The 20,445-nt window shown below is 67.3% G+C and carries 15 protein-coding genes; all 15 read right to left on the minus strand.

Translation table 11 applies throughout. The features are described 5' to 3' along the window. Positions 1-11: 11 nt before the first annotated feature. Positions 12-974, minus strand: coding sequence for an ABC transporter permease (locus tag AC1DS6_RS34285; protein ID WP_477104115.1), 963 nt, complete (start codon positions 972-974; stop codon positions 12-14). Then, the gene (locus tag AC1DS6_RS34290) at positions 974-2,065 is read right to left on the minus strand and encodes an ABC transporter permease (RefSeq protein ID WP_441634601.1); all 1,092 of its coding nucleotides are present in this window, start codon (positions 2,063-2,065) and stop codon (positions 974-976) included. The genes AC1DS6_RS34285 and AC1DS6_RS34290 overlap by 1 nt, the downstream gene beginning before the upstream one ends. Next, a complete protein-coding gene (locus tag AC1DS6_RS34295; RefSeq protein ID WP_477104116.1) occupies positions 2,055-3,638 on the minus strand; it encodes an ABC transporter ATP-binding protein in 1,584 nt (527 codons plus the stop codon). Before AC1DS6_RS34295 ends, AC1DS6_RS34290 begins: the two co-directional genes overlap by 11 nt. A 107-nt stretch (positions 3,639-3,745) precedes the next feature. Further along, positions 3,746-4,753, minus strand: a complete 1,008-nt coding sequence (locus AC1DS6_RS34300; RefSeq protein WP_441634597.1) for a BMP family protein — start codon at positions 4,751-4,753, stop codon at positions 3,746-3,748. Next, on the minus strand, positions 4,743-5,459 hold the full coding sequence (locus tag AC1DS6_RS34305; RefSeq protein WP_441634595.1) for a TetR/AcrR family transcriptional regulator: 717 nt from the start codon (positions 5,457-5,459) through the stop codon (positions 4,743-4,745). The genes AC1DS6_RS34300 and AC1DS6_RS34305 overlap by 11 nt, the downstream gene beginning before the upstream one ends. Further along, on the minus strand, positions 5,459-6,118 hold the full coding sequence (gene upp / locus AC1DS6_RS34310) for a uracil phosphoribosyltransferase (RefSeq protein WP_035862882.1): 660 nt from the start codon (positions 6,116-6,118) through the stop codon (positions 5,459-5,461). Before upp ends, AC1DS6_RS34305 begins: the two co-directional genes overlap by 1 nt. Positions 6,119-6,184: 66 nt before the next feature. Continuing rightward, the gene (locus AC1DS6_RS34315) at positions 6,185-7,507 is read right to left on the minus strand and encodes a URC4/urg3 family protein (protein ID WP_441634593.1); all 1,323 of its coding nucleotides are present in this window, start codon (positions 7,505-7,507) and stop codon (positions 6,185-6,187) included. Then, positions 7,504-8,742 (minus strand): GTP cyclohydrolase II, encoded by a 1,239-nt coding sequence (locus AC1DS6_RS34320; RefSeq protein ID WP_477104117.1) that lies wholly within the window; start codon positions 8,740-8,742, stop codon positions 7,504-7,506. The genes AC1DS6_RS34315 and AC1DS6_RS34320 overlap by 4 nt, the downstream gene beginning before the upstream one ends. 240 nt (positions 8,743-8,982) lie before the next feature. After that, the gene (locus tag AC1DS6_RS34325; RefSeq protein WP_441634589.1) at positions 8,983-10,101 is read right to left on the minus strand and encodes an acyltransferase family protein; all 1,119 of its coding nucleotides are present in this window, start codon (positions 10,099-10,101) and stop codon (positions 8,983-8,985) included. Positions 10,102-10,412: 311 nt separating this feature from the next. Further along, a complete protein-coding gene (locus AC1DS6_RS34330) occupies positions 10,413-10,937 on the minus strand; it encodes a hypothetical protein (RefSeq protein ID WP_477104118.1) in 525 nt (174 codons plus the stop codon). A gap of 1 nt (position 10,938) precedes the next feature. Next, entirely contained in the window at positions 10,939-12,120 is a 1,182-nt protein-coding gene (locus tag AC1DS6_RS34335) for an MGDG synthase family glycosyltransferase (protein ID WP_441634585.1), read from the minus strand. A 66-nt stretch (positions 12,121-12,186) separates the two neighbouring features. Next, entirely contained in the window at positions 12,187-13,026 is an 840-nt protein-coding gene (locus AC1DS6_RS34340) for a YfaP family protein (protein WP_477104119.1), read from the minus strand. 70 nt (positions 13,027-13,096) lie between these two features. Continuing rightward, positions 13,097-13,924, minus strand: coding sequence for a YfaP family protein (locus tag AC1DS6_RS34345; RefSeq protein WP_430869796.1), 828 nt, complete (start codon positions 13,922-13,924; stop codon positions 13,097-13,099). Further along, positions 13,921-15,687 carry a DUF2300 domain-containing protein gene (locus AC1DS6_RS34350; protein WP_477104120.1) on the minus strand — a complete coding sequence of 589 codons (1,767 nt, stop codon included), beginning with the start codon at positions 15,685-15,687 and terminating at the stop codon, positions 13,921-13,923. Before AC1DS6_RS34350 ends, AC1DS6_RS34345 begins: the two co-directional genes overlap by 4 nt. A gap of 7 nt (positions 15,688-15,694) precedes the next feature. Continuing rightward, complete coding sequence (locus tag AC1DS6_RS34355) at positions 15,695-20,434, minus strand: alpha-2-macroglobulin family protein (protein ID WP_477104126.1); 4,740 nt, start codon at positions 20,432-20,434, stop codon at positions 15,695-15,697. Positions 20,435-20,445 lie beyond the last annotated feature (11 nt).

Genomic DNA, 20,445 nt, shown 5'->3' on the forward strand with positions numbered 1-20,445 from the left:
TGTGATTGGACTCAGCGTTCGCCCTTGCGATAGGGCTTCATCAGCGCCTGCGGGTATGTGGCGCGCCGCGCCACCAGCACCAGCGCGAGAATCGACAGCACGTACGGCAGCATCAGGTACAGCTGATACGGCAGCGGCGGCAGACCCGGCAGGCTGGCACCGCTCTGTTGCAGGCGCAGTTGCAGCGCATCGAAGGCAGCAAACAGCAAGGCACCCGCCAGCGCGCGGCCCGGCCGCCAGGACGCGAACACCACCAGGGCCACGCAGATCCAGCCCCGCCCGTTGATCATATTAAAGAAGAACGCATTAAAGGCGGACAGCGTCAGGAATGCACCCCCCACCGCCATCAACGCCGAACCGGCCATGATCGCACCGATGCGCATGGCGCCTACCCGAATCCCCTGCCCCTCCGCCGCAGCGGGATTCTCGCCGACCATGCGCACGGCCAGGCCGAGCGGCGTGCGATAAAGCACCCAGGCCACCACGGGCACCAGGCCCAGCGCCAGCAGCGTCAACGCGCTTTCCTGGCCGAAGACGGGGCCCAGCACGCGGCCGAGCAGCGGCACGTCCTCGATCCAGCGCATCGGCGCGAAGGGCTTGATGGTGGGTGGCGTGGACACCGAGGCGAAGCCGATCCGGTAGGCATAGTAGGACAGGCTGGTGGCCAGCATGGTGACGCCCAGGCCTGCCACGTGCTGCGACAGCGCCAGGCTCACCGTCAGCCAGCCATGCAGCAGGCCGAAGGCAAGTCCCACGGCGGCAGCCACAGCGACCCCGCCCCACAGCGGGGCGCCATGATAGACCGCCAGCCAGCCGCCGAACGCGCCGGCCACCATGATGCCTTCGATGCCGAGGTTGAGCACGCCGGCGCGCTCGCACAGCAACACGCCCAACGTGCCGAAGACCAGCGGCGTGGCCACGCGCAGCACCGCGATCCAGAATGGCGCCGAGGCCAGGATATCGAGCAATTCCATCAGGCCGCCTTGCCCCGCGCATCGAAACGGATACGGTAGCGTGTCAGCATGGTGGCCACCAGCATGGCGAGCAGCGCCACCGCCACGATCACGTCGGCAATGCTGTTGGGCACGCCCACCGCGCGGCTCATGCCGTCCGCCCCCACCAGCACCCCCGCCACGAATACCGACGCCGCCACCACGCCTAGCGGATGCAACCCCGCCAGCATGGCGATGACCACACCGGCGTAGCCGTAGCCCGGCGAAATATCGAGCGTGAGATAGCTGGTGCGCCCTGCCACCTCCACCACGCCTGCCAATCCCGCCAGCCCGCCCGACAACAGCGCGGCCCACATCGTCACGCGCCGCACCGGCATGCCGGCGAACGCCGCGGCGCGCGCATTGGCGCCCACCGCGCGCATCTGCAGGCCGAACACCGTGAAGCGGTTGACCGCCCACAGGATCACGGCAAGCGCGCCAGCCAGCAGCAGCCCGCTGTGCACGCGCGAGCGCGCCATCAGTTTCGACAATTCCAGTTCCGGCACCAGCGGCACCGATTGCGGCCACCCCATCGCCGTGGCGTCTTTCATCGGGCCGTCCAGCATCATTGACACAAACAGCAGCACGATAAAGTTGGCCAGCAAGGTCGTAACCACCTCATCCACGCCAAGCCGCGTCTTGAGCCATGCAGCCCCGAGCAGCAGCAAGGCACCGGCCAGCATGCCGGCCGCCACCATCAGCACGAACAGCAAGCCCGTCGGCAGCTGCTGCGCCCAGGGCACCGCCGCGCCATCGACCTGCCCGCCAACGGCCACCGCCGCCAGCGCGCCGAGATAGAGCTGCCCTTCGGCGCCGATATTGAACAGGCGAGCGCGAAAGGCTACAGCAACCGACAAGCCGGTCAGGATCAGCGGCGTAGCGCGCGTGAGCGTTTCCGACCAGGCAAAACGCGATCCGAAGCCGCCTTCGAGCAGCAGCATGTAAGCACGTCCCACCGGCGCACCGGCCCAACGCACCAACAAGGCGCAGATCAGCAAGGTAGCAACGATCGCCATGACCGGCGCGGCCAGCATGGCCACGCGCGAGACGCCGCTTCGGGCTTCAAGCCGCATGCAGTACCTCCCCCGTTCCAGCAGCGCCATGCGCGCCTTCGCCGGCACCGGCCATCGCCAGTCCGAGTTCTCCGAGCGTCCATGCTGCCGTCGGACGCGCCTCGGTCAGCCGGCCTGCGTGCATCACGGCAATGCGGTCGGCCAGCGCATGGAGTTCATCGAGGTCTTCCGAGATCAGCAACACGGCCGCGCCCTCTTGCGCTGCATCGAGCAGGCGCGCGCGCACATAGGCCACCGCGCCGATGTCCAGCCCCCAGGTGGGCTGGCTGGCCACGACCAGCAGCGGCACCCTCCCTTCGCCCCGCACCGAGAGCGCCCGGCCCAGGATCAGCTTTTGCATATTGCCGCCCGACATGGTCCGGGCCGGCACGTCGATACCGGCGGTGCGCACGTCGAAACGCGCGACCAGTTCCCGCGCAAACCGCTGCGCCGCCGCGCGCCGGATCACCCCCCCACGAGAAAAACGCGGCTCGCCGAGTTGCTCGCTGGCGGCGTTCTCCCAAACGGTCAGGTCGCCGATCACGCCCACCGCGTGGCGGTCCTCCGGCACGCGCGCCACGCCTGCCTCGATCCATGCGCGCGGCCATGCCGGCATTGGCTTGCCAGCCAACGTGACATGGCCCTCGGCGGCCGCCAGCGTGCCGCTGGTCAGTTCCGCCAGCGCGGCCTGGCCGTTGCCGGACACGCCGGCGATGCCCACGATTTCGCCAGCCCGTACCTGCAGGCTGACTTCGCGCAACAGCGCGCGGCCGTCCGCGCCACACGCGCCAACCTTCTGCAACGCCAGCACGGCGGGCGCCTCACTGGCACCGTCCGCGTCCAGCCGCGCGGCGCGTTCCGGCATGGCCACCACCCGGCCCACCATCAGTTCCGCCAGTTCGGCCTTGCTGGTCTGCGCCGCCGCGCACTGCGCCACCAGCCGCCCGCCGCGTAATACGGCGATGCGATCGGACACCCGCAGCACTTCGTCGAGCTTATGGCTGATAAAGATCACCGACAGCCCCTCGGCAATCAACTGCGCCAGCGTGGCGAACAGCGTTTCGGACTCGTGCGGCGTCAGCACCGCGGTGGGCTCGTCAAGGATCAGCACGCGGGCGCCGCGGTACAGTGCCTTGACGATCTCCACGCGCTGGCGCTCGCCCACCGACAGCTCGCCCACCCTGGCTTGCGGCCGCACGGCCAGGCCAAAGCGCTCGGCCAGCGCCAGCACCCTGTCACGCGCCGCGCGCCGTTCCAGGCGCCAATGCCACAGCGGCCGGGTGCCGAGCATGATGTTGTCCAGTACCGAGAGATTGTCGGCCAGCGTGAAATGCTGGTGCACCATGCCAATGCCGGTGGCAAGCGCCGCGCGTGGCTGGCCGGGCGGCAAAAGCTGGCCGTCGACCTCCACCGTGCCGGCATCGGCCACGTAGTGCCCGAACAGGATACTGACCAGCGTGCTCTTGCCGGCGCCGTTCTCGCCCAGCAGGGCCAGCACTTCGCCGCGCCGCAGTTCCAGCGAGATATCGTCATTGGCGGTCAGCTGGCCGAAGCGCTTGGTGATGTTGCTCAGGCGCAGGATGGGGACTTGCATGGGTGGTTGATCGATGTGGCGGTCAGGTTGCGCTGGCTTGCTCTTCGCTCCCAGGCGGAGGAAAGGGGGCAAGCCAGCGGCGGGGAATAGCGAGGCGAAAGCCGCCCTCACTGCGTCGACTTCGGCTCCGTCTCCACCACCTTGACTGCGAACTTGCCGTCGAGGATGGCCTTCTCCCTGGCCCTGACCTTGGTCATCACATCGGCGGGAACCTTGCCTTCGAACGTGCCCAGCGGCGCCAGTTCGGCCCCCTTGAATTTCATCAGCGAGTAGGGACCGTAGTCCTCGCTCTTGAACTGGCCCGCCTTGACCTTGCCAAGCGCCGCGCCGACCGTGGGCTCCATATTCCACAGCGCCGAGGCCACTACCGTGGCGGGATATTGCGGCTGGGTGTTGATGACATTGCCGATTGCCAGCTTGCCCTTTTCCTTGGCGGCATCGGATACGCCGAAGCGTTCGGCGTAGAGCACGTCGGCACCCTTGTCGATCATGGCGAAAGCCGCCTCCTTGGCCTTGGGCGGATCGAACCAGGAACCGATGAAGCTGACGGTGAACCTGACCTTCGGATTCACCTCGCGCGCGCCTTCCATGAAGGCGTGCATCAGCCGGTTGACCTCGGGGATGGCATAGCCACCCACCATGCCGATGTGGTTGGTCTTGGTCATGCCGCCGGCAATCATGCCGGTGAGGTAGGAAGGCTCCTGGATGTAGTTGTCGAACACCGAGAAATTCGGCGCCTGCGGCTTGCCCGAGGAGCCCATCAGGAAGGCGGTCTTGGGATAGTCTTTGGCCACCTTGCGCGCCGCCGCCTCCACGGCGAAGGACTCACCCAGGATCAGCGCCGACCCCTGCTCGGCATACTGGCGCAGTACGCGCTCGTAGTCGGCATTGGACACGCTCTCCGAGAATACATAGTCGATCTCGCCGCGTGCCTTGGCCTCGTTGAGCGCCTTGTGAATCCGCGACACCCATTGCTGTTCGACCGGCACGGTATACACCGCCGCCACCTTCAGCTTGGCTTGCGCCTGCGCGGGCGCGGCGCCGCCAAGGGCGGCCACGCTGGCGGCGGCCGCCGCGAATTTCAACCAGGTCCTGCGCTTACCCTCAAACCTCATGACGTTCTCCCCTTGTTGACGATAACTCCGTGGCCAGGCCGGCCGACTCCAGCCCGCATCCGCGCAGCAAAAGCCGCACAAGATGGTCAGTGGCCTGTTCGTAGTCGCGCTGGCCCAGGTGGCTCACCCCAAGCACGGCGCATACCTGCGACTCGAAATCGGCATAGGTCTGGGTGGCGGCCCAGATGGTGAAAAACAGGTGCTGCGGATCCACGCTGGCCATCTCGCCACGCGCGATCCACTCACGGATCACGCCGGCCTTGCGCGCCACCAGCGCGCGCAGCGCGCCGTTGAGCACATCGCGGATTTCCGGCGCACCGTGCAGCAGTTCATTGGCGAATACGCGCGAGGCGTCGGGATGGCTCGCAGACAACCGCATCTTGGCGCGGATGTACTGTTCAAGAGCTATCTGCGGGCTTTGCCCCGCGTCGATGATGTCGGTCTCGGACAGCCACAGTGCGAGCGTATGGGCCAGCACCGCCCGGTACAGCGCCTGCTTGGTGCGAAAGTAGTAATGCAGGTTGGATTTCGGCACGCCGGCGCGCGTGGCGATCTCGTTCATGGTGGCACCGGCAAACCCGGCCCGCGCGAACACATGCTCGGCCGCGTGCAGGATCAGCGCCTCGTTCTCCTGGCGGATACGGCCGCCCGCCGCCTCCCGCGGCAGCGGAAAGCATGGCGGCGGCGCCGTGGCCGGCGCTTCCATTACTTGGTGCCGTAGAGCCTGTCGCCGGCATCGCCCAGGCCGGGCACGATGTAGCCGTGCTCGTTGAGCTCCTCGTCGATGGCGGCGGTGACGATGGCCACGTCGGGGTGCGCTGCCTGCAGGGCACGCAGCCCCTGCCGCGACGCGATCAGGCACACATATTTGAGCGTGCTCACGCCGGCTTCCTTCAGGCGATTGAGCGCGGCAATGGCGGAGTTGCCGGTGGCCAGCATGGGGTCCACCACGATCACCAGCCGCTCGTGGATATCCTCCGGGATCTTGAAGTAGTACTCGATCGGCTCCAGCGTTTCGGGGTCGCGGTACAAGCCGATGTGCCCTACCCGCGCGGCCGGCAGCAACTCCAGCATGCCATCCAGGAAACCGTTGCCGGCGCGCAGTATCGATACCAGGCACAGCTTCTTGCCCGACAGCACCGGCGACTGCATGGGCGCGATCGGGGTCTTGATGGAGATCGTTTCCATCGCCAGGTCGCGGGTCGCTTCATAGGTCAGCAACTGGCTGATCTCGCGCACCAGCCGGCGGAAGTTATCCGTGGTGGTGTCTTCGCTGCGTACCAGCGTGACCTTGTGCTGCACGAGCGGATGGTCCACCACCAGCACGGACGGAGTGACGGGCGGTACGGCGGAGAGGTCGGTCATGATGCGCTCCTGGAGGGCGGTCGCGAAGAGGTCTTGCTGCGGCTCGGCGCGTGGCTGCGATATCGGTCAGAACACCGTGCCATCGCTATTGATGACGAACGGCGGCGGACCGCCGGGCCTGCGCTTGGCGGCAATGCGCCGTCCCGCGGCCCAGGTGCCGCCTTCCAGCACGCGGGCAAGCGGGAACGCCGCGGCCGACAGGCCAAGCGCCTCGCGCACCGACGCGGCCACAAGGTCCAGCCCCGTCACCGTAAGGGCACGCCACTCCACGATAACCGGCTCGTCGACGGTATGCGCCAAGGCTGCAAATCCGGGATCGCGCGGCACCATCAGTTCGAAATCGAACAGCAGGCCACCATTGCGGTATTCCGGCAAGCCCGTCAGCGCCTCTAGCCCGGTCACGGCCAGGCCGGCATCTTCGAGCGGCTCCAGCAGCGAGTACGTCAGCCACTGCGTCAGCTTGTGGAAAGGCACCAGCCCGTCGGTGCAGGCCGGATGTGGCCAGCAGTCCCCCAACGATATGCCACCGAGGCTGACGCGCCCCGGCCACACGGGCCCGAGCGCTACCAGCAGCGTGGTCAGCACGAAGCCGGCCTCGATCTGGCCGTCGACGGCATGTGCCTTGAGGTAGTCATACAGGTTGCCCAGACGCGCAGGCGTGCCGAACACGGCCGGCGTGGCCTGCGCCACTTCGCCCAACCGGCGCAGCAGGCCGGCACGGCCGTCCAGGCCAACCAGCCGATTGTGCTGTGCCACCTGGAAGGCGGTCGCGATGGAAGGCGCGTCGATCCGCATCAGCCGCTCGGCATCGGAGCGCAGCGGCTGGCCCGGCTGGGCGGAAAAACCACCGCGCGCGAACAAGTCGAAGCTGGCTACGCCAAGCCCCTCGGAACGGGTCAGCAGCAGGTCGCTGGCCGGATCGCGGTAGCGCCAGTCGGGGCCTGCGCCGGCGTCCAGCAATACGCTGGGAATCACCAGATCGATGCCGATGCGGGCGCGCTCCTCGCGGTCAGCCTCGCCGGAAAGCCCGCCGCGTTCGCACAGGATCTGCCAGCGGTCCAGCCTCTCGCCGGGACCGCCGCTTTCAAAGTGGCGCCAGCGGCTGTGGTACGGCACGTTCAGGTCCGGATAACGTTCCCGGATGGTGGTCGCCACATAATCGGCCACCGCCGGAATCCGTTCCGGGTGCCACGTGAACAGCTCTGACGCGCCTGCCGCCACATGGTCCGTCACGGCGGCGCATCGGGTGCGTACCGCCAGGCCGGTCAGCAGCGCCGCGGCCGGATGGCCAGCCGGCACGGGACTGGCCCATCCGCCGCGGCCATCCGCGTCATTCGTGAACGCACTGGGGGAGCCCTGCGGGCCGCCCGCTTCGGGTATCTCGTTCATTCGTCCAGTCCTCTACCCTTGGCCAGCGCGAGTTCCTCGGCACCGGGCGGGGTATAGCTCGTGAAATAGCCAGCCGCCACCTTGGCGTCGATTTCCACTCGGGCATCGGCCGGGATCAGTGCATCGGGAATCGCTACCTGTTCGAGCACCTCGATACCCTGAGCGGTCAGCGCCCCGTGCTTCATATTACTCATCGAAGCCCAGCGATCGATACGCTTGATGCCAAGCCAGTGAAATACATCGGGCATGAGTTCCTGGAAGCGCATGTCCTGCACGCCGGCCACGCACTCCGTACGCGCGAAATACGTCTCGGCCCGGTCGCCGCCGACCTGGCGCTTGCGGGCGTTGTAGACCAGGAACTTCGTCACTTCGCCCAGTGCCCGGCCCTCCTTGCGGTTGTAGACCACCAGGCCCACCCCGCCCTGCTGCGCCATCTCGATGCAAACCTCGATGCCATGCGCCAGGTAGGGCCGGCAGGTACAGATATCGGAGCCGAACACGTCCGAGCCGTTGCACTCGTCGTGCACGCGGCAGGCCACCTTGGTCTCGGGCTTGCCCAGCTTGCCCACATCGCCGAAAAAGTACAGGGTCATGCCACCGATCGGCGGCAGGAACACCTTCAGGTCGGGCCGCGTCACCAGTTCGGGGAACATGCCGCCGGTCTGCTCGAACAGGCTGCGGCGCAGCATGCTCTCCTTGATCTCGAAGCGGCGCGCGAGCGCCGGCAGGTACCAGACCGGGTCGATCGCTGCCTTGGTGACACGTACGTCGCCATTGGCGTGCAGGATCTGGCCGTCAGGCGTGAGGCGGCCGGCTGCAATGGCTCCCGTCAGTTCCGGCATATTGATGTGTGCCCGCGTAATGGCGATCGTCGGCCGGATATCGATACCCGCCGCGATGCGGTCTGCAAAGGCAGTCGAGACCAGATGGCCCCAAGGATCCAGGGAGACGATCTTGTCCGGGTCGCTCCATTGCGGATGGGGCCCGACGATTTCCGCCGGAGAGGTATCGGTGAGATCGGCGCGATGATCCCGCTGCAACTTGCCGGAGGCCACCGCCAGCGCCCGATACACCGCATAGGCGCCGGAGTGGGTGCCAATGACATTGCGTTGGGCCGGATTGGTCACGCTGGCGATCACGGGTCCGCGCTCCGCCGCCGTGGCGGCCCCCCAGTGGATGGGTTCGGCCGGCTTGTCGCGGCGCGCGTGCGAAGTCAGGACAATATGGTCGGACATGGCAGCCTCGGAACAGGAATCCTGACCAAACGGTCAGGTTTGCAATTCCATAGTAGGCAACCTTCGTGCCATATCCCAATGCTAGTTTCTACCCTGTGTTGCATGCCGCACGATGGCGTGCCGCACCATCCGCGTGCGCGCGCCGCCCCGCTGGCCAGTTCATGGTGCACAGGCACCATGCAAAAGAAAAGCGGCACCAGCCGCTGGGGCGGGGTGCCGCTAGGCTGTGATCGCGAGGGGTCAGGTCGACCGATGCTGCCCGCCCTGCTGCCGCTGGGCCGGTTCCGCGCGCGCCGGCCACAAGGCCATGCGCAATGCGCGCAGCGGGTCGGTACTCTCCACGTAACGGTGGAACACGGTGCCGGCAACGTTGCTCAACAGCCATGCCAGTATCATGCCCAGCGCATTGAGCAGCGGCCGATTCGGTGCAACGTGGAATACCACCGCGTTCACGACCAGGCACACCGGGAAATGCACCAGGAAGACCGAGTAGGAAATGCGCCCGAAAAATGCCAGGCTCGGGGCCTGCGGCCAGCGATCCAGCCACCCTCCGCGCCGCGCAACGGCCAGCAGCAGGGCGATGGATAGCGCCACGGCAATGCGCAGGCGGAAGTCCACGATCAGTGCCGCCAGCACCACTGCGCCCAGCACCAGCAACGCAACCGGCGAACGCTCCGGTGCGGAGGCCCAGAACGCCAGCGTGCCCATGCCATAGGCGCCGAAGAAGTAAATCGCCCAGATATCCCAGGCCGCATCCCGGTTAAACCAGAACAGCGAAGCCACGACCAGCCCGGCCACCACCAGCGGCCCGAGCGGGCTGCCGCCGACATCGAACCATTGCGCGCAGCGGCGCGCCGCCCACAGCGCAACAATCAGCAAGACGAACAGTTGCAGATCGATGGCCACGTACCAGACGCCGGCCGACAACGCGTCGAAGTCGAGCACGTTGTGCAACAGCAGCACATGCGCCAGGAACTGATGCAGGCCGGGGGCCGACGGAATGGAATCGTGATGCATCCAGGTGCGCGCAATGGCGGCACCGGCAATCGCAATCAGGATGGCCACGCTATAGGGCACCACCAGCTTCTGGTAGCGGCGCCAGATCGCCTGCAAGGGATGCGGCACCACCAGATGCCCGCCCGGCGCCAGGCTACGCGCCGCCAGGAAGCCGCTGATGACGAGAAAAGCCTGAACGGCGATACGCGCGTACTGCGAAAACCAGTCAAGGAGGTCGGGAGCCAGCACGTGCGCCGCATCGGACATGGGGCCGTAGAAGGCAAGATGGTGCAGCACGATCAGTTGGGAACTGATCGCCTTGAGAGCGTCAATGCACGCCATGCGCGAAGGACGGGGGCTCATTTGTTATAAGAATGCTACAAAGTACACAAGGGCCGGATTTTACTCCCAAGAAACACGATCGGTACCGAAACGGGCCAGGATGGAGCGTGACGATTTGTTTCAATGAGGCACAATCACCACATCTTTTCAACAAATAGATATCTTAACGTCACATTAATATGGTTTCGGCTTAGAAACCGTGGCCGATGCCTGCCGTCGCTCGCTCCTGCCAGCCTGTCCCGGCCAGTGCGTTCGGTGGACACGCCGCCTTGGCGGAATTTACGCTGCAACGCGGAAGCGGCTTCGGCCTGATTCAATTCGCGCTGCGCCGGCTAGCGGCGCGCCACCCGGCACGACAGCCAGAAAAGCACCGCCGCCGCCGCTAGCGAAACCCAGTAATCCGTCGGCGCGCCGGCCCACCAGTGAATATGCCAGGGCACGAAATCCGGTGAGAAGCGCGCCAGCCCGAACGCCGGGTTCAGCACGAACCACAGGAAGTCCTCGGCGATCCAGAACAGCATGATGCAGGCGATCACGCGCGCTTCGGCTCGCCAGTTCCAGCATCCACCGTAGACCAGCGGGAAATGGAAGAACAGTGCCACGCAAGGGAACACCCACGCGTGATAACCGGTCATCGGGCGGCCGCCCCAGAAGATCTCCAGCAGCCAGTGATGTTCGACGCGCCAGGTGGGCAGGTTTGCCGCCCAGCCCGCGGCGCCTTCGATCTGGATCTCCACATTGGCGAAGAAATACGCCAATAGCAGCGTCCAGGCAACGGTAAGCATCAGCACCAGTGGATGCCGCGACGGACAGGACTGCGCGCGCTGGTGCGAAGCCGAGAGATTCAGGGCGCGCATCTCAGCGTCCCGCCTGCGCCACACCCGCAGCCTGCCCGGTCAGTTGGCCGCACCGTTCCAGGTGCCCCAGCACGGTTCCCAGCACGCGGCGCGCCGCCGCCGGTTGCCCCAGCGCGCGGGCGCGCACGCGCATCTGATCGAGCCGCGCCGGCTCCGCCAGCAATAGCCGGACACGATATTCGAGCGACACGAGATCGACTGCCTTGAGCGCAGCGCCCTGCTCCAGCAGGTAATCGGCATTGCGCTCCTCCTGGCCGGGGATGGGCGCATTGACCACCATCGGCACACCCATCGCCAGGCATTCGGATGTGGTCAGGCCACCGGGCTTGGTGATGACCAGGTCGGAGCACGCCATCAGGCGCTCCACTTCGTTGGTGAAGCCAAAGGGGAAGAGCCGGGAGGTATGCGCGCAAGCCAGTGTCTTGAGCCGCGCCAGCGCCGTCTCATTGCGCCCGGCGAGCACGATCAGCTGGAAATCGTGATCGAGCCGTATCAGTGCATCGGCCACTTCGTCAAGGCCTCCCAGCCCTGCCCCGCCCCCCATCAGCATGATCGTGCGCCGGGCCGCATCGAGCCCGAAGTGCCGCGCGCAAGCCTGGCGATCCTGCGGGTGGGAAAAAGCCGGCACCACCGGGATGCCGGTGGTATGGATGCGGCCGGCCTCGATGCGATTGGCCCGCATGCGAAAGGCGATTTCCTCGCTGGCGGCGAAATAGCCCGTCATATTGGGAATCACCCACATGCCGTGCAGATCGAAATCGGTCACCTGCACCCACACCGGCACCGCCAGCCGCAGCCGGCGTACCTCATGCATCAGGATCTCCGCGGGCAGGAAATGCGTGCAGACGATGGCATCCGGCGCAAATTCATCGATCGCGCGGCGAAGCGCGCGCGTGCTCAGTCGCTCGGCGGCGCGCCGCAGCTTCTGCATCGGCGCGGCCGGGTCGGCCTCGGAGGTTCTCTGGTACAGCATGCCCCACAAGGCCGGATAGCTATTGACCAGCTTGATGTAGAAATCGGTGTAGAGCTTGCGGAAGGTCGCCGGGACGTACTCCATGACATCGAGGTGCAACGTCTGCACGCCCGGAAATTCGGCTTCGGCGGTGAGGCGAAGCGCTTCGGCGGCGCGCATGTGGCCGGCGCCGGCGGAAACGCTGAGGAACAGGATCTTCTGCTGCGACATGGCGATTGGGGTTTCCAGGAAATATCCGGGCTGGCCGGGAATGCCAGGCTTGCGCCCGCAGTGGGATCACTTCATGACAAAGGACTTGATCAGGGTCAGTTCGCCGGCCTTGCGCATTGGCACGCGGAACACCTGCTGCTTTTCGTTGGGGGTGTTCTCATCGGTGATCAACGCGACTTGCGCCACGGTGATGGCCTCCGGGCCGGCGCCGCTGCCGTAGTAGTTGACGTAGACCAGATAGGTGCCGGGCGGCGGCGCGGCGATGGAATAGATCTCGGGCCCGTAACCTGTGGTGACATCGACATCGAGCGCGCCGCCATTGGTGGCCACGCGATTTGCATAGAACGTGTGCTGGCCATCAGGCGCCACCACGTGCAGGTCCAGGTCGGTCTGATCGCTATCCCAGGACAGCACCACGCGCTGACGCGGGCGTGTCTTGCCCTGGTAGCCGTCGTAGAACTGCACGCGCTTGCTGGCGCCCTGCGCGCTGCGGATTTCCACGCTGTTGCTGCCACCGGAGAAGGCATACGGCCGCGAAAAGCGGCCATCTTCCTCGACCCGTTGCGGCATGGCCACGCCGTTGACCACCAGGGTAGCAACCGGCGCGCCGGTGCGGCGCTCGCGCCCGCCCGGCGACGGGCTCGTGGCCTCGCCCTCAGGCTTCGGCGCTGAACGGATACGCCCGGCGATCATCGCGCTGGCGGCCTGTCCCGCCCGCGTGGAAACCGCCACCGCGGGGTAGTGGACTTCCTGCGTATAGGCCGAGGCCGCGGTGTCTCCGGCGGAGTTGCGCCAGCCGTTGCGCGGCGTGGTGAACTCGATGGCATCGTCCGCGCGCGCGGCCCCCGCCAGCAGCAGCGCCGGCAGGGTCAGGCTGAAAATGGCTAACTTCGGCAAACGCTGCATATCCATGCTTCCTTACTGACGTTCTTTGCGGCTGTTTTTCCGCATTTACTGACCGCGTGCCCGCTACTGCTCAGAACCGCACCGATTTCATCAGCGCCAGCTCGCCCAGCTTGCGCAGCGGCACCACGAGCGTCTCACGCTTTTCGTTGAGCGTGTTCTCGTTGTAGATCAGCGTGAGCTTGGCGGTGATCAGGTCGCGCTCGTTCGCGCCTTTCTCGAAGTTGTAGCCGGCGGCGTTGAAATTGCCCCAGTAGTTCACATAGAACAACCACACGCCAGGACGCGGCGCCGCGCTCGAAAATATCTCCGGTCCCGCGCCGTCCACACTGTCCACGTCCAGCCCGCCCCCCTCCGGCAACAGCGGGCTGGCAAAGAATGCATGGCCGCCATCCGGCGAAATCACATGCAGGTCGACCTCGGCCTTGGGATCGTCCCAGGTCAGCACGGCGCGCAGCTTGGCCTGGGTCTTGGTGGCATCGGCCTCGTAGAACTGCAAGCGCTGGCGCGAAGCGCCGTCGGCGGACACGATTTCCACGCTGTTGGAGCCGCGGCCGAAGGCCCAGGGCCGCGCGAAGCGCCCCTGCTCGTCGGTATATAGCGGCATGGCGGTCCCGTTGACGACCAGGGTGGGCGGCTTGCGGTCGGCCTTGCCGACTTTGCGCAGGCGCCCCTCGATCAGGGTGCGGTACTTTTGCGCGCCCCGGTCCACCGGCGGCTTGGGATAGGCGGCGGTGTAGCGTTCGAGTTCGCTGGACAGGCCACCGTGGCGCCAGCCGCCGACCGGACCTTCGAGATCGGCGACCGGCTCGGCCGCCACGGCCAGCGGTGCTGCGGCACAGGCCAGGGCCAGCGCGCCACAGCGCCAGTTGCGGATGCGTTTGCGGGTGGGTTTCATCATGGATTCTGCGTACGTACCAACTTGCGCGCCAGGGCTTCGACAAAGCCTTCGTCCTGCCCGCGAGGGTGGCGGGCGAACGCAAGGTGGAGATATTCGTGGGCCAGCGCAACACGATCGTCCTCACTGGCAAGCCGGTGGACATAGAGACGGTTACGGCGGGCATCGGCATAAGGGCGCCCTTCGCGGACTTCGCACACGGCAGGCAGCGGCGGGGTTTCGTAGCCCGGCTCCGCCGCGAGCCGGCGCTCCCACTGGGGCGCGCGCTGGGCCAACCATTGCCGCGCATTGGCCACCGCCAGGCAATCTCCGGCCACCGGGCTCTGGAACGAGGTCAGCGTGGCCTGTGGCCACCAGCGTGCCAGGATGGCGTCGAATGTCTGGCCCTGCCCGGCAGCGCGCCGGGCCTCCAGCCAGGCCATGCGCCCCGGGCCGCCCGCATCATGGTGGTAGCGCACCGCGACGCCGGACAGCACCAGCGCATCGGTCAGGTCGGCGGCGGCGCGCGCCGCCGCGGTGGGCGCGCGCGGCAGCACGCGCTGGGTGCGGCTGCTGTCGGCGATATGGAAGCAGCCTTGCTCGCGCGTGGCCTGCTGGATCAGGTAGCTGCGCGCGGCCACCGCCAGCGCGCGGGCGGCCTCGGGCTCGGTGGTGTCGCCCTCGCGCTCGACCACCCGCGCCACATAGTCGTTGAGCCCGAAGCGGCCCAGCACGCGCGGTGCGGCACCAGGCGTGCGCATCAGCGTCAGCTCGCCCCGGCTTTCGACGCGCAGGCTGTTGCCGTTGGTGAATTCGGCGCGGAAGGTGCCGTTGAGCGGGCCATCCGGCGGGGCCTGCCGCTTTGCCCCGGCGCCAACGGCTTGCAGATCGCGCAGCGGATAACGCTCGAACATGTCGACCAGCACGCAAGCGCCGTCATCGGGCACCGGCACGGATGCCAGCAGCGGCTGCAGGCGAGGCGCGGCACGGCGCAGCACGTTGGCGCTGGCGCCGGAGCCGCCCAGCCAGACCGGGCTGCCATCGGCCAGCCAGCCAGCGGCACCGCCGATGGACGCGCCCGGCCGCGCGGGATCGGGCATGGTCCAGGTCTTGGCGCGCAGCAGGCTGCCATAGGTGGCCAGCGTGCCTTCCCCGCGTCCCACGGTCAGCACGGAGACCAGGGTGGCGGCGGCGGCCTGCTGCGCGGCCGGCGGGACCGCATGCAGCCCGGCCAGCAGATCGGCCACGGTCACCTTGCGCTCGGGCTGCATCGCCTGCATGTCCTGCAGCCATGCCGGCGCACCGGCCTCCTTCCAGAAACGGCGCCAGTCAGTACCGGACAAACCCAGCCGGCGTGGTTCGAAATAGCGTCCGCAGGACTGGATCAGCGCGCGTTCGCGATCGATGCTCTGCCCGGGCGTGCAGCAGTAAGCCTCCTCCGGATCGCCGCCGCGGCAGATGTAATCGTCCGAAGGCTTGTCGCGGCCCACCAGGTAGCTGTAAACGAACAGCTTCCACACGCTGCCCAGCGGCGCCTGCAAGCTCGCGGACAGCGGCGCGGGCGCTGCTGCGGCGTTGCCGTCGAGATGGAACAACTGGGCCTCGGCGCCGGCGAGGCGCGCGAAACGCAGGGGCTCGCCCGCGCCGGGGCGGGCGGATGCCAGCGCTGCGGCCAGCGCTGTCCCGGCGCACGCCGCGCCCAGCGCGACGAGTGCCGCCACGCGCCACCCCCGGCGGCACGCCGCATAAGCAGCCCGGGCCATCGCCTTGCGCACCGCCCCGCTCATGCCGGCCTCACTCCACCGTCAGGGGGAAGCCGGCCGTCTTGCCGTCGCCTTGCAGGGCCTTGGCATCCGGCTGGTACATGCGGAAATAGCGCACCGGCGGCAGGTTGAACTTGCCCGGCAGCGAGAAGCGCACCAACTGGCGCAGCACCACCGGGCGCTCGAGCGAGACCACCGGCTGGTGATAGGACAGCATGCCCATCTCGTAGGTGACCGCGCGCTGGAACGGCTGCAGGCCCGTGGCCTTGTTGTCCGGATCCGGCAGCCCCTCGATGCGCAGGCCCCAGGTCGTGCCTTCGACCTCGCCGCCCGGCGGCAGCGGCGCCTCTACCAGGCCGTAGCGGAACGTGCCCTGGCGCGGGCTCAGCACGATCTCATCGACATAGAGCGTATTGCTGTCGAGTTTGTCGCCCGGCTTGACCGGCTTGGCCGAGAACGCCAGGCCAGCCGTACCCGCGGCGGCTGCCTCGGCTTGCTTGCCCTCTTTCGCGGCGCCATCGCTGGTGGGTACCAGGCGATAGAGCTTGCGTTCGATGCCGACAGGCAAGCGCGAGGCCTCCTGGGCACGGCTGCGGTAGGACAGCACCGCATTCGTATTGAACGATTGCGACGCCGCTTCCATGTTCTGCGGCACGGTGAGGGCCAGCGTCTCGGGCAGTTGCGGCCCGTTCCAGCGCCATTCCGGCAGGCCTAGCTGGCTACGCGCGGCCTTCCAGTTGCCCTGCGGCACGCGCAGCGCGGGATCGCCTTCGCCGGCCAGGCCACGGCCCAGGCCGCCGCCAAGGGCCTTGTTGAGCCAGACCAGCGTCACCGCCCGGTCGATGGTGGGCGAGGCGGCGCCCGCGCGCGCCAGCAGCGCCTGCACGTCGGAGGTGGCTGCGCCCTTGCCGGTCATCAGAAGCAGGCTCTGCACCAGCGGCGACGGGTCGTTAGCCAGTGCCTGGCGCGCGGCGTCCGCGGCGCCGGCGAGGCCTTCCGGCATCGGCTGGCCGATCTGCCTGTAAAGCTGCGCCGCCAGCACCGCCGCCACACGGCGGCCTTGCAGCGAATCCGGCGCGGCGAACACCAGGCTTTCGCCCGCCGCGGCACCGGGCACATCGGCACCGGGACGCGCCAGCTCACCGGCCAAACCGCCGAGCTGCGTGGCGACCGGCAGGCCCATCTCGTTGATGAACCAGAGGGCTAGCGTGCGATGCAGCAGCGGCTCCTTCATGGCCTGCTTGTAGGCTTCCAGCGTGCGCTTCCAGTGATCGGGCGGCAGGCTGATGCCCACGGCACGCGTTGCCAGCCAGTCGGCGTAGTAGGCATAGGCCGTCAGCAGCCCGCTATTGCCCACCGTATCGCCCCACCAGCCAAACTGGCCATTGACGCCGGCCAGCAGCGCCAGGCGCTGGCGCTGGGTGCGCAGCAGCGCGTCGATGCCCTGCGTGCCGCCGCCGGTGTCGGCACCAGTGGCCGCAAGGCTGCGCTGCGCCAAAGCCAGCGGGATCAGCCGGCTGGCCGTCTGCTCGGTGCAGCCGTAGGGATAGGCCAGCAGATCGTCGGCCACGCGGGCGAACTGGCTGGCGGCGCCATCCACGAAGCGCAGGCGCACATCCTGCGCATCCGCCGGCAGCTTGAACGCGGCGTTGGCGCCGGCCAGCGGCAACGTCAGCTCTCGCTGCGAGAGCCAGCCAGTGGGCTCGACCGTGAGCGTCGTCTGCAAGCGATCCACCGTCTTGCCCTGCACCTTGATCTCGGCATTGACCACGCCGCTCTGCAAGGCGCTTTGCGAGACCGGCAGGCGCACGTAGTTGGCGCCACGCTTGAGCGCCACGCTCTGGTTGACGTTCAGGCCGGCGCCGATCACCACGAGATCCGCCGCCACTTCCTGCTCGCCCTGGTTGAAGGCCACCATGTCGATGCGCGGGGCGTCCTCGGCACGGTAGCGCTGCGGCCCGGTCCACTTCAGATACAGGCCCTTGTCGGAACGGATGCTGGCGGTGCGCTGCCCGACCATGCCATCGCCCGACATGGCACGCACCGTGACGCGCCAGCGGGTCAGCGAATCGGGCATGGTGAAGCTCATGCGCGTCCGCCCGTCGGCGCCGGTACGCAGGTTGGCCTCCCACGCAGCAGTGTCCTTCTCATCGCGGCGCGGGCGTTCCAGCACCTTCACGCCGCGCTCGTTGTAGCGGCCCCGCTCCGGCCCGCCAGCACCCGGCTGGGCCGAGACGGCAAGGTCGTAGCCGATGAAATTCAGGCTGGACGTGGTGCGCACGCTGTTGCGGCGTGGATGGTAGAAAAAGTCGACGATGCTCGGCGCGATCTCCGGCTGCAGCACATAGACCATCTCGTCGACCACGCTGACGGTGAGATTGGCCGGCACGGGCTTGCCGTTAAAGGCGCTCGTCAGGTCCAGCGTGACTGTGTCGCCAGGGGCATAGACAGGCTTTTCGCTCCTGACCGTCAGTTCGATGGTCGGCTGCACCACGGCAATGCCGGTGTTCTGGAACACATAATCGCCGTCCTTCACGTACAGCACCGAGAACGTCATGTTGGGGCTGAAATCGTTGCCCACCTTGATGCGTGCGCGCCACTGCCTGTCGGTGACCTTCTCCAGCGAGAGCCAGTCGCCGCCCCTGGACAGCAGGCCGCGCCGCTCCACCCGGTCGCGCTCCAGCGTCAGCAAGGCGTCATCCACGGCGAGCGGGAACGTCACCAGCGCCTCGGCGGTGTCGCCGATGCGGTAGCGGTCGCGATCGAACACGATCTCGATATTGCCCGGCACGGTCTGCAGGCCCTCGCCCGCCACCCAGTGGCTGGCGGCGGCCAGCAGATTGCCGGCGCCATCCTTGACGGAGAGCGTGTACGACCCCGGCTGCTCGAACTTGACCGGGAACGCCAGTGCACCGTTTGCGGCGGCGCCGAGCGCGCCTTCGCTGCGGGTGCGCGACTCGAGCCGCACCAGCTCCCATTTGGCGGGGGCCTGCGCCGGTGCCTGACCGGTAGCCGCGAGCGCCTGCAACTGGAAGGTCACGCTCTGGCCGGGGTTGGTGAAATTGGCGGGCGCGGTCAGCTTGTACGGCGTGGCGCCGCGCGCGATCAGCAGTTCGCGCGTGACCTTGACCCGATAGGCCGCACCGTCGTTGGCAAACACCGTGACCACATAACGGCTCGGATCCTTGGCCGCGGGCAGGGTCAGCGCGGCATTGCCGCTGCCGTCGGTGGTCAGTTCCTGTTGCTCCAGCTTGACCGGGAACAGGCCGGCATACTGCAGCTCGCCCTCCACCATCGTCACCTGCTGCGCGCGCAGGCTGACAGACAGCCTGGCATCCTTGACGGGCTTGCCGTCCGGATAGCGCAACTGGATCTTGCCCTTGACCGCCTCGCCAGTTGCGTAGTCGGCCTTGTCCAGTGCGAGATTGACGTCGAAATGCGGCTTGATGTATTCCGCCACGCGGAAAGCGCCGCCGTAGGTATTGCCGCCGTAGTCGAAACGCAGCGTATAGCCGCCGGCTAGTGCATTGGCCGGCAGCGTGAAGCGCGCATCGGCGCCATTGTCGGCCGCCAGCGCGGTACCGACCGAAGCCAGTGGCGCGCCATTGGGGTCCAGGACCTCCAGCTTGATATCACCCGCCGCGGCCGGCCCCGATTCGGTGGCGTTGCGGAAATTGCGGCCGATGAACTTGACCCGGACCTCGTCACCGGGGCGGTATAGCGGCCGGTCGGTGAAGGCGTACAGCTTGGTGTTGTAGATCTCGCTGTCGTAGTAGAAGTTTTCCGAGATAAAGGCACCGCCGGCCGGGTCCACGCCCAGCAGGTAGCTGCGTTCCGGGCTGGTATGGGCCAGTTCCGCCGCACCGTCGGCGCCGGTGGTCGCGCTCTGCAGCACGCCCAGGCCATCGGTCCAGGACAGGCTGGCGCCGGCAACGGGACGCCCGCTCTTGCGGTGCGCGGCCCAGACCAGCATGCCGTTGCCCGTGCTCTTGGTAATGGCCACGGTGTCGGAGACGAACAGCAGCGTATGGGCACGGTAAGTGCCGATAATGGCTTCGACGATATACAGGCCCGGTTTGAGTTTGCCCAGCGGCACCATGACATTGCCGACGTCGCGCGGCAGGAATTCGCTGCTGCTGCCTTCGAGCTTGACGTCCTTCGGCGGCTGGATCTCCCTGGCATCCCAGATCGGGTAGCGGAAACGCTCGACCACGTCATAGCCCTTGAGCGGCTCATACTGCGGATTGTTCTCGAAGCGGGTGGGCTGGGAGATCTGGTCGCCCATGCTGAACTGCGGGGATTCCTCCACCGCCTTGCTGCGGGTGGCGAACGACAGCACGCGCTGCCATGCGCGGCGCGCCTGCTTGTACCAGCTATCCCAGAGGTAGGACAGGGTATTGGCCAGCCCTTCTCCACGGTAATTCGCCTTGACGTCGATGCGGTGGAGGTTCTTTTGCGCCTTCAGGAAGGCAATCGGGTCCGCGACCCGGTACACCAGGACATCGGCGCCACCGTAGCGTTGCAGCTCACTCTTGTATTCGCGCCCCGGCGCTTCCAGCCGTACCTGCGCGGTCTGGTCACTGCCGAAACTGGCGTCCGACAGCAGGAAGAACGGCTGCCCCTGGAAGGCACTGTAGCCGCTGGACGGCACCGTATCGAGCGTGGCGCCGGGCTGCCCGGCGGCGGCGGCCGCGTGGGCGCAGGCCAGCAGGGCAAGCGCCAGCAGCATGCGGGCAATCACGGAATTCAGGAACGCGCTCGCGCGCATCATGACGACAGGCA

This window comes from Cupriavidus sp. 05L310 (assembly GCF_056398185.1).